This window comes from Actinoallomurus acaciae, assembly GCF_042429965.1.
Taxonomy (GTDB): domain Bacteria; phylum Actinomycetota; class Actinomycetes; order Streptosporangiales; family Streptosporangiaceae; genus Actinoallomurus; species Actinoallomurus acaciae.
In genome coordinates, this window is the sequence record NZ_JBHLZP010000398.1 from 1 (window position 1) to 7,464 (window position 7,464).

The following is a 7,464-nucleotide window of genomic DNA, read 5'->3' on the forward strand; positions in this document are numbered from 1 at the left end:
CGGTGCCCGCGTCGTCGCGGCCGGGCGCGATCAGCGAGTCCTGGACGAGCTCGTGGCGCGTGGCGTGGACGCCGCGATCAGGGTCGACCGCCCGCATGACGAACTGGTCGCGGCGATCGCCGCCGAAGGCCCGTACGACCTGGTCGCCGACTACCTGTGGGGCGCGCCGGCCGAGGCGGTCTTCGCCGCGCTCACCCGTACCGGGCCGCCCGCCGACCGGACGCGCTACATCCTGGTCGGCATGAGCGCGGGCGAGACGGTGTCGCTGTCCGCGATCGCGTTGCGCCGGGCGCCCGTCCAGCTCGCCGGCAGCGGAGTCGGCGGAGCGACCTCCCTCGCCGACGCCGCGGCCGGCTACGCGGAGGTGCTCCGGCGGGTCTGCGCCGGCGAGATCACCTTCGACGTCACACCGGTGCCGCTGGCGGACGTGGAGTCGGTCTGGCCGAAGGCCGGCAGCGACCGGCGCACCGTCTTCATTCCGTAGCGTGATCGAATGTCAGGTCGCCTTCCGGCCGGCCGTCGTGGTGACGGACGATCACGCTTGACGTCATGACCGAAGGCAAGGCGGCCCTGGTCACCGGCGGTGGCCGGGTCGTCGAGCCGGGGCCCCACGGCGGAGGAACGATCAGCGCGGCGCGTCACAGCGACTGCTCGAACCAGACGACCTTGCCGGTCGAGGTGCGCTGGGTGCCCCAGCGTTCGGCGAGGGCGGTGACCAGTTGCAGGCCGCGGCCGTTCTCCGCCGTGACGTCGGCGCGGCGCAGCGTCGGGAGTTCGTACCCGTCGTCGCGGACCTCGCACAGCAGGGAGTCGGTGCGGATCAGGCGGAGCCCGATGTCGCCCGCCCCATGGCGTACGGCGTTGGTGACCAGCTCGCTCACCAGCAGCTCCACCGTCTCGGCCAGGTCGGACAGGCCCCACGTCGCCAGGGCCTCACGGACCAGCTCGCGGGAGTGGCGGACGCGGACCGGGAGCGCGTCGAACGTCCAGGAGATGACGTCGTCCTTGGGTATGCCCTTGAACCGCACCGCGAGCAGTGCGATGTCGTCGTCGCGCGGGCGGTTGGCGCCGAACCCGTCGATCAGCGTCTGGCACACGCTCTCCAGCGGCTGCGGCGGGCCGCTGAGGTACTCCCGCAGCGCGGCGAGGCCCACGTCGATCGCCTGGCCCCGGCGTTCGACCAGGCCGTCGGTGCAGAGCACGAACTGGCTGTCGTCCTCCACCTCGAACTCGGCGGTCTCGAACGCGACGCCGCCGACGCCGATCGGCGCGCCGGAGGGTACGTCCAGCAGCTCACTGTCGCCGAACGGCGAGACCAGCACCGGCGGCAGGTGCCCGGCGTTGGCCACCTCGCAGCGCCGCGCGACCGGGTCGTAGACGACGTAGATGCAGGTCGCGATGTACTCGTCGCCGAGCCGGCGGGCGAGGTCGTCGAGCTCGCGCAGCAGCCGGCCCGGCGGCAGATCCTGCGCGGCCAGGGTGCGTACGGCGGTGCGGAACTGGCCCATGATCGCCGCTGAGGTCATGCCGTGTCCCATGACATCGCCCACGACGAGCGCCAGCCGGCCGCCCGGGAGCGGGATCGCGTCGAACCAGTCGCCGCCGACGCGTACGGTCTCGTTCGCCGGGACGTAGCGGTAGCAGATCTGTGCGCCGGCGACGACGGGCGGGGCGTCGGGCAGCATGGTCTTCTGCAGCTCTCTCGCCGCGCGGCTCTCGCGCCGGTAGAGCCGCCCGTTGTCGACGCAGACCGCCGCGCGGCGGCAGAGCTCCTCGACCATCGCGATGTCGAACTGGTCGAACGCCGGACGGTCGGGGCGCCGCAGCAGCGTGAGGTTGCCCAGCGCGGTGCCGCGGGCGATGAGCGGGGAGACCAGGAGCGCGCGTCCCTGCAGCAGCGGCCGGAAGTCGCGGTCGGCGAAGCGCGCCGACATCCGGCGCGCGAACCGCTCGCTGACCTTCGGCACGCTGACGCTGTGCCCGGTCAGCAGGCTCTGGGTGAACGGGGTGGCGGTCGGCAGCCGGACCTTCTCCCCGCGCGGCACCAGGTCGTCCCAGCGCCCGTACGCGTCGTCGTGGCTCACCGCCACGCGTACGGCCGTGGGCGACTCGTCGGGGGTCAGCGGGGGCAGCTCCTCGTCGGAGACGATCGACTCGAGGAGCTGGACGTCGGCGAAGTCGGCGAATCGCGGCACCAGCGCGGTGCACAGCGCCGCCGCGGTCTGCACCGGGTCGAGCGTGTCGACGATCCGGGTGCCCGCGTCGTTGAGGAAGTCGAGCCGGTCCTGGGCCGCCGACCTGTCGAGCGCGCGTGCGGAGGCCGGCGCGCGGCGTGGCTCGCCGACCTTGGTGATGCGCTGCTCCGGGGACGGCGGGGTGCCGAAGTAGGCGGCGAACGGCAGCCGGGCGGTGACGCTGACGTTGACGGCGGGATAGCCGCGGGTGAGGACCTGACGGACGATCGACTCGGCGGCGCCGGGCGGCATGGCCGGCAGCATCTCGGTCAGCCGCCGGCCGAGCATCGACGGGTCGGCACCGCCCGCGGGCAGGAGGGTCGGCTCGACGCGCAGGAGGCGTACGCCGCTCTCGCTGGTCAGCGGGGTCGGGGAGGGAGCCTTGACGAGGACGTCGCCCAGCGCGAGACCGGGCCCGCCGTCGCGCAGCCGGTTGGCGTCGGCGGCGATCGCGAGGACGCGCGCCCGGTCGGGGCCGCTGAGCGGGTAGACCCACCACGCGACCTCGCGGAGCGGGCCGTCGTCCATGGCCGGCACCAGGAAGGCGCCGGTCCAGGCGTGCCGGATGCGAGAGCCGCCGGGCTCGAACGCGTCGCCGTGCTCCTGCGGCAGCCGCAGGAGCGTACGCAGCGGGCGGCCGGCGGCCTCCTCGTGAGCTAACCCGAAGATCTGCCCGGCGGCGTGGTTCCAGTGGGTCACGTGGCCGAGGTCGTTCAGGAGGATGACGGCCATGGGGGCGAGTCCGAGCAGATGCTCGTGCAGCAGGCGGGGTGAGCCCGCGGCCGCAGGATGAGCGACGGCGTGGCGACGTTTCACCGGCAAGGACACCTCCCCGAACGAGCGCTTCGCACAGCCCCCTGCACCCGTTGTGAGGGGCACGCTACAGACCGCACGGCATATTCGCCTCGGTTTTCGCGCCAACGTCATGAGACCGGCCAGGCCATCGGGCCACGAGGGCCCCTCAAGGCGCTCGGTGCTCCCCCGGCCGTTGAGGGTGCGCCCACTCAGGCGTCTGGTAGCGTCCGCGGCGAGGGGTGGAAGAGCATGCCCGGCTCGATGCGCGACCGGATCCTGGCGGCGGCCGTCTCCGTCATGCGAGAACGCGGGGTCGCGAACACCACCACCAAGGAGATCGCTCGCGTCGCCGGGGTGGCCGAGGGCAGCATCTACAACCACTTCGCCGACAAGACCGAGCTCGTCGCGGCGTCCATGGCCGAGGTGGCGGGCGGCATCCGCGGCGCTCTCCGCCGCCTGCCGGAGCGGGTGGGCCGGAACTCGGTGGAGGACAACCTCGCCGAGTTCGCCGAGGCCCAGATCACCTTTTTCACCGACCTGTTGCCGATCACCGGCCCGGTCCTGGGCGACCGCGATCTGTGCGCGTGGTTGCGCGAGGGCGGCCCGGAGGCGTCGTGCGGCGACTCTCCCCCGGCCCCGGTTCTCCCCCACGCCGCGGTGATCTCCTATCTGGAGGCCGAACGCGGCGTGGGGCGGCTGGCCGCCTGGGCCCGGCCGCCCTACCTCGCCGCCCTGCTGATCGGCGCGTGCCAGCAGTACGCCTTCGTACGGCTGCTGACGCCGCCCGAGGCCGTGACCGAGGTCGCGGGGCTGCCCGCCGATCCGGCGGAGTACGCCCGCCAGGTCGCCCACACCGTCATGGCCGGTCACCACGCCCGCCGTGCCCGGCCCCGGTGAGCGCCGCCGCACCGTACGCCTACCCGGAGTGGTCACGCGAACGCCCCACGCGCCCCATCGCCACGCCGGGTCTTTTCATGTTCTTCCAGGTCACGTACGATTTTGGGTGGAAGCGCCGGAAGGTCGGAACTTCCGGACCAGCACAGACCGTGACCAAAACCACTTTTCACGGTGGCGTATCCGCGTTAGACTCATTGCTCGCGGCAAACGCCGCGGATTCGGGCGGTATAACCGCCCCGGCGCCCTCCAGCGCGGCCCGCTCCCTCGGGCCTCTGGTCGGCGGCCATGTCCGTTTTTCCCTTGGGCGATGAAGCCGACAGCCGCACAGGGTCCTGCTCTGTGCCCGGAGTCCGTACCTCCGTCCGTGCCCCCGGCCCGGCTCCGGTCCCTGACAACAGGGCGAAGGCTCGCCCGCTCAGCACCCTACGGAGCGAGTATGACCACAGCGGCACCCGCAGCGGGCCGCCAGGACGACGAGCGCTACGAGCGCGACGTCAGGCCGCTCATCGACCCGCTGTACGCCAGCGCGGTGCGTATGACGCGCAACCCCACTGACGCCGAGGACCTCGTACAGGAGACCCTCGCCAAGGCCTACGTGAACTTCCACCAGTTCGAGGAGGGCACGAACCTCAAGGCCTGGATGCACCGCATCCTCACCAACAACTTCATCAACACCTACCGCAAGAAGCAGCGCGAGCCCCAGCGCGCCGGCACCGAGGAGATCGAGGACTGGCAGCTCGCCCGTGCCGAGTCGCACACCTCGACCGGCCTGCGCTCGGCCGAGCACGAGGCGCTCGACCGGCTGCCCGACTCCGACGTGGTCACGGCGCTGCGCGCGCTCGCCCCGGAGTTCCGTACGGCCGTCTACCTGGCCGACATCGAGGGGTACCCCTACAAGGAGATCGCCACGATGATGGGCACGCCCATCGGCACGGTGATGTCGCGACTGCACCGGGGCCGCCGCCAGCTTCGCGAGCAGCTCCAGGCGTACGCCCCCCGCGTGAGCGTCGTACGCGCCGCGTGACCCCGCAGGCGCTCAGGAGGCCTGGACGCGCAGATAGCCGGTGAGCTGTTCGTAGCGCTGCCAGCCCTCCTGCTGCCGTCCGTCGCCGAGGGGGTACCACATCGCCGGCGACCGCGTGTCGCCGATCCGCTGCCCGGGCACGCCGGGCGGCCCCGGCGCGGCGCCGCTCACGGCCAGGCCGATCGGCGCCGCCGGCCCGACCCACCGAGGCCCGGTGCTGAGATCGGTCAGCCCCGGGCTGAGCTGGACGAAGCACGAGACCAGCGGAAACTCCGCGGCCAGCGCTCCGACGACGCTCGACAGCGACCCGACCGGAGTCTCGCGCGGGTCGGCGTAGCCGATGACCAGCGTGACCGCCTCCTCGGCAACGTCGCCCACCTGCGACAGCAACACGGTGCCGACCACGGGGCGGCCGTCCGCCCCGCCCACCACGGTCAGCCAGATCGCGGCCGAGACGCGTGAGCTGAACATCTCGCCCAGGTCCTCGAGCCGCCACACGGCCGTCGCGGGCTCGGAGGTGCCCCATCCGCCGGGGGCCTCTCCCGTGAGCGACCGGCACAGCTGCTCCGCCGCCCCGCCGATCGCGCTGCCCTCCGGGTGCCGTACGCGGAAGGTCAGCGTCAGCTGGGCGCCGATCGGCGCGGTGGGAGGCGTCGTGTAGTTCGGCGCGTACGCCCGTGCCCGCGGATCGACGACGAAGGCCCTGCCGTCCCACAGCAGCGGCACGCCCGTGAGCCCGTCGTAGTGGCCGCCGTCGGACCGGACGACCCAGCGGCTGTTCGGCCCGGTCAGCACGAGCCGCAGCGGCATCGTGATCCGCGACTCGGGCGGTGTGACGACCTGCAGGCCACGCCCGGTCTCGCTGCACAGCCGCAGCCCCTCGGCGAGCCAGGTGGTGAACGGCACGACCGGCCGCTCCTGCAGCACCACCATCGCCGTCGAGGTCAGGGCGTCGACGGCGGGATGGGTCACCGGGTCTCCTCAGCGGGCCAGACCGTGCCGCCCTGCCAGTGCACGATGTCCTCGGCGAACCTGCGCGCGATGCGCCGGGCCTCCGGCATCCCGGCGGCGGCCCGTACCTCCACCCACCAGGTCGGCAACCGCACCCTCTCCGCCAGCTGCGGGCCGAGCAGGCGTTCGACCTCACCGGGTACGCGCACCAGCTCCGGCGCCTCGATCGAGACCAGGAGCCGTCCCTCGGAGTCGTAGAGATGGCGGGCGCCCGGACCGGCCTCGACCATCCGCAGCGCCTCACCGAAGGCGATCATGCCCTCCACGACCGTGGGGATGTCGGGCTCGTTGCGCACCAACGCGATGACGTCGCTGGTCACAGCCGCCAACCTCCTCTTCCTCGGTCAGGTCAGACATCGATGGCCCGGGCGAAGGCCTCCAGCGCGACGCGTATCGCCGCGGCCCTCGTCTCCTGGCCGATCCGGGCGGACTCTACCGCCGTTCCGGTCGCCAGGTGACGGTCGTAGGGCATGTGCACGACCGGCATGCCGCCGCCGCTGAGGAGCTGCGCGGCCCGCGTCAGGTCGGCGTCGACGTGCGGCGTGTGCGTGACGAAGGCGATCACGGTGCGGGTCAGCAGGTGCTGGTAGCCGTTGCGGGCCTGCCACTCAAGGGCGCCGCGCGCGCTGAGCGCCCCGTCGACCGTGCCGGGCGTCACCATCACCTGCGCGTGCGCGTCCGCGAGGATGCCGCGCTGCAGTTCCGGCAGCAGCCCGGCGCCGCAGTCGATCACCAGCGCCGCGAAGTAGCGGCTCATCTCGCCCGCGACGGTCTTGAAGGTGGCCAGGTCGAGTTCGTGGGTGATCTGCCCGTCCGAGGTTCCCGACAGCACCCAGAGTCCGTCGGCCGTACGCCCGAGGAAGGAGGCCGTCTCCTCGAAGCTTCGCGGGCGGGCCCCGGCCAGGTCGTGCAGTGACCGCTCGGTGCGGACGCCGAGGCGCAGCGGCAGGGAGCCGAGGCCGGAGTCGGCGTCGACGGCGAGCACGCGATCCTTGCGGTACTGCGCGAGCGCGGTGCCGGTGAGACCCGCGATGGTGGTCTTGCCCGCGCCGCCCCGGATGCTCGTCACCGCGATGTGCCGGCAGGAGGGAACCGGACGGTTCAGGACCCTCTCCACATCGGCGGTCTTGCGTATCTCGTCGGCGGCGGCGGTCCCCATCGCCTTGCGCACTCCGCGGGACACACGCCGCATCAGCGGGTCGCCGTGGACCGATCGGCGTACGAGGTCCTGCGGCGCCGGCCGCCCGGGCGGCTGCCGGCCTTGGGCGGGATGCGCCGGTGCCGGGCCCGCAGGCGCCCCGGGGCCGCGCCGCCAGTCCTCGGATCGGTCCCACGCCTCAGGCGGCGGCTGCGCCTCGTCCTCCGGCGGCGGCTCGGTGCCCCACGGCGTCTTGGCGACCAGCCCCCAGTGGGTCTGGGACGCCAGTTCCCAGGCGGACGCCTGATTGGGGCCGGCGTCCTCCTGCTGTTCGTGCGCCTGGTCGGGCCAGCCGCTCATCTGCG

General features: G+C 73.0%; 6 protein-coding genes and 1 pseudogene. 3 read left to right on the forward strand and 4 right to left on the reverse strand.

All coding sequences use genetic code 11. From position 1 onward, the window contains the following. A pseudogene (locus tag ACFFNX_RS36020) lies at positions 1–484 on the forward strand (hypothetical protein); the annotation flags it as partial. 154 nt (positions 485–638) lie between these two features. Here ACFFNX_RS36020 and ACFFNX_RS36025 read toward each other — a convergent pair. Continuing rightward, entirely contained in the window at positions 639–3,050 is a 2,412-nt protein-coding gene (locus ACFFNX_RS36025; protein ID WP_378210466.1) for an ATP-binding SpoIIE family protein phosphatase, read from the reverse strand. Positions 3,051–3,278: 228 nt separating this feature from the next. Here ACFFNX_RS36025 and ACFFNX_RS36030 point away from each other — a divergent pair, with 228 nt between their 5' ends. Together ACFFNX_RS36030 and ACFFNX_RS36035 are read left to right on the forward strand one after the other, a co-directional pair. Further along, entirely contained in the window at positions 3,279–3,926 is a 648-nt protein-coding gene (locus tag ACFFNX_RS36030) for a TetR/AcrR family transcriptional regulator (RefSeq protein WP_378210467.1), read from the forward strand. A 436-nt stretch (positions 3,927–4,362) separates the two neighbouring features. Continuing rightward, the gene (locus tag ACFFNX_RS36035; protein WP_378210468.1) at positions 4,363–4,950 is read left to right on the forward strand and encodes a sigma-70 family RNA polymerase sigma factor; all 588 of its coding nucleotides are present in this window, start codon (positions 4,363–4,365) and stop codon (positions 4,948–4,950) included. 12 nt (positions 4,951–4,962) lie between these two features. On the opposite strand, the gene ACFFNX_RS36040 is transcribed toward ACFFNX_RS36035, so the two are convergent. The 3 genes from ACFFNX_RS36040 to ACFFNX_RS36050 form a co-directional block, all read right to left on the reverse strand. Further along, positions 4,963–5,922 (reverse strand): DUF6177 family protein, encoded by a 960-nt coding sequence (locus ACFFNX_RS36040; protein ID WP_378210470.1) that lies wholly within the window; start codon positions 5,920–5,922, stop codon positions 4,963–4,965. After that, positions 5,919–6,281 (reverse strand): hypothetical protein, encoded by a 363-nt coding sequence (locus ACFFNX_RS36045; RefSeq protein WP_378210472.1) that lies wholly within the window; start codon positions 6,279–6,281, stop codon positions 5,919–5,921. The genes ACFFNX_RS36040 and ACFFNX_RS36045 overlap by 4 nt, the downstream gene beginning before the upstream one ends. Before the next feature lie 29 nt (positions 6,282–6,310). Then, positions 6,311–7,464, reverse strand: a 1,154-nt coding sequence (locus ACFFNX_RS36050) for a MinD/ParA family ATP-binding protein (protein WP_378210473.1), incomplete at its 5' end; no start/stop codon positions are given.

Coding starts and splice junctions, on each gene's coding strand:
- ACFFNX_RS36035 (WP_378210468.1), top strand. CDS start 4,363: ATGACCACAGCGGCACCCGCAGCGGGCCGCCAGGACGACGAGCGCTAC.
- ACFFNX_RS36030 (WP_378210467.1), top strand. CDS start 3,279: ATGCCCGGCTCGATGCGCGACCGGATCCTGGCGGCGGCCGTCTCCGTC.